Below are 2,889 nucleotides of genomic sequence, written 5' to 3' on the forward strand. Positions count from 1 at the left end.
GAGCCCGCCGCTGCCGTCCTTCAACGCCGCCACCGCCGCCGCAAGCTGCAGCGCCTCGGGCGCCGACAAATGGGTGATCGAGGTGCCGAACAACAGCCGCGAGAGCAATTCGTCCTGCGGCAAGGCGGGCACGCTGGTGAAGGAAATCTCCGGCTTGAGCGCCGCACCGGTCACGCGGATCGTCGCGTTGAGGTTGGTCGAATCCGCATTGGCCTCGATATCGAGCGACGGATTGGCCGGCACCTCGCCGCCGAAGCGGATCACCCCGCGCGACAGCTGGAACTCGCGACCGGCGAATTCGTAATTGCCGCGCACCAGATCGGCGCGCCCGGTGATCGCCGGATTGTCCGGCGCGCCGCCGATCTTCAGATCCGCCGACCATTCGCTCGAAAGCCCGAGCCCGCTGACGCTGAGCTGGTTCGGCGCGCGCGCACGGACATCGAGCCGCCATGGCGTCGCGCGCACTTCCTCCTCCTCGCCGCCGCCGGGGAGATTGATCTCGCGGACCTTGAGCGGCGGCACCGCGCTCGCCGCGGTCGCCTGCCCGAGCCGGTAGCGGCTGCGATCGAGCGTCACGTCGCCCGAGATCACCCCGCCCGAACCGCCCGACCGCAATCTCAGCGGCCCGGAAACGGTCGCCCCGATATCGTCGCGGTTGATCAGTACGGCGTGGGTGGCTTGTAGCGAGAGATCGAGACCGATCCCCGCCTCGGCCGAGAAATCGAATTGCCCCGTGCCGGTGACGCGCCCGCCCTTGCCGGCGTCGGCGGCGAAGTGACCGATCTGGAGCCGCGACCCCTGAAACACTCCCGAGGCCTGCACATTGGTCAGCACCGTCCCGGTCGTCGCGCTTTCGATCCGCGCATCGTCGGCGCGGAACATGCCGCGGATCGACGGATCGGCGACGCGCCCCGTCACATCGGCGCCGATCGCCACCGGGCCGGACAGCGCCAACATCTCCGCGCCGGTCAGCCGCCACAAGGTGTCCGCCGGGCCGTTGTAGCGCAATTGCGCGAACAGCCCCGCCCCCATCAGCCGATCGGCGATATCACCCCTGCCGAGCGGCGAGAGCAACGCCTGCGCGCGCCCGATCGTCTGCCCGCCCGACGAGGCCACCGCGCGGATTCCGGCGCGATCGGCCGAGAGCACGCCCGCGATCCCGATGTCGATCGGCCGCGAGGAGGCGAGCAGCCCCGAACGGGTCAGCCCGCGCACCGTCAGATCGACGCGCCCGGTCGGCGCGCCGCCGTCGCGCGACTGATAGCTCAGCGTCCCCGATGCGCTGCCGCCCAGCGCGAGCCCGGGATAAGCGATGTCGAGGATCGACAGCGGCATCTTCGTCACGGTCGCATCGAGCGCCGCGGCGGCGTCGCCGAATCGCCCCGAGAGTTTCGCCTCGCCCCCCGCGAAGGTCAGCTCGGTCGGCGCGAGCCGCCACATATCGCCGTCGCGAGTGATCACCGCCGGCGCGGCGAGCTTGAGCGGGCGGCGATCGATCGTGCCCTCGGCGGTGACGCGATAGCTGTCCGGGGCCACCGCGATCACGCTCTGGATCGCATAGCTGCGCCCGCGCGTGCCCGCGATCTGCGCGCGGATCTCGCCGCTGTCGCCGTTGAGCTTCGCGCTCCCCGCGAAGCGCGCGATCGATAGCCCGCCCCGCGCCAGCCCCGCACCCTTGACGCTCGCCTCGATCGCGGTGCCCGCGGGATCGAGCAGCGCGACGAGATCGACATGCGCCTGCCGCACCGTCACGCGATTGCCGAGCCGCGCACGATCGGCATCGAGATGCGCCTCGATCCGCTGCACCGCGCCGACCGGGCGGAACAGCAATTCGCCCGACAGCCCCCCGCCGGCCAGCGCCAGCCGCCCGGCGAACCCGCCGGTGACGATATCGAGCGTGCCGGTCGCGCGCGTGCCGCTGACGTCGATATGCGCGAAGGCGATCTGCGCATTGCCGTTCGACGGCAGCAGGATATCCCCCGCCGCCTCGAACGGCCCGAGCCGCGACCCACCCGCGGCGGTGAAGGCGAACCCCTGTTTGCTCGGCGCGAGATGCGCGCGCACATCGGCGAGCCCCATCGCCGCATTGGGCGCGGCGAGCACCAGATCGATCGTCGGGCGGTCGATCTGCCCGTCGAGCTTGAGCGTCAGCGCGCCATAGGTCGATTGCCGCGCGCGCCCCTCGAAATGGAAGCTGCCGTCGCGGCGGCGCAAGCCGGTGCCGACCAGCCGGATCGCCGGCCCGGTGAGGACGAGGTTGGTGAAATGCATCACCCCGTCGGGGGTCCGTTCGAGCGCGGTGGCGATCCGCGGCAGCCCCCCGGCGAGGCTGCGGAAAAAGGCGTTGTCGAGCCGCACGACCCGCGCGGCGCCTTGCCCGACGACGCGCGTACCGTGCCCGCCCGGCCCCGGCACGACGCGCAACGTGGAGGTGACGTCGACCACCCCCAGCCCGGGGATCAGATAGCGCCCGAGCGCGCCGTTGACGCCGAGCTGATAATCGCCGGTCAAAAGATCGAGCGTCAGATTGACCCGCCCCGTCAGTTTATCCGATTTCACGCGGAGATCGTCGCCGGTGATCAGCCGGCTGGTAATGCGCAGCACCCCATCGACGGTCAGGTTGCGCAGGATACCGCCCGCGACATCGCCGACCCCGGTCACGCGCGCCGCGGTGAAGCGCACCGGCAGGACGATCGGCGATTTGGAGAGCCGCCCCTTGCCCGCTGCCCACGCCTGTTCGAACCCGGTCTCGTCGAAGGCGAAGCGCGGCGCGCTGAGCCGATAGTCGAACGCGGCGGTGGCGAAGGCGCCGTCGAGCACCGCACGCAGCTCGACATCGCGCCCGGTCATATTGGGGAAGAGCGCGGCGGGTTTGAGCAATCGCGCGCG

Annotated in this window: 1 protein-coding gene; it reads right to left on the reverse strand. The window is 71.1% G+C overall.

Going from position 1 to position 2,889, the window contains the following annotated elements:
- A partial coding sequence (locus BGN95_RS24855) for a translocation/assembly module TamB domain-containing protein (RefSeq protein ID WP_286774354.1) occupies positions 1 to 2,889 on the reverse strand: 2,889 nt, incomplete at both ends.

It is taken from the genome of Sphingomonas sp. 66-10 (assembly GCF_001897045.1).
In the GTDB taxonomy this organism is placed as follows: Bacteria; Pseudomonadota; Alphaproteobacteria; order Sphingomonadales; family Sphingomonadaceae; genus Sphingomonas; species Sphingomonas lycopersici.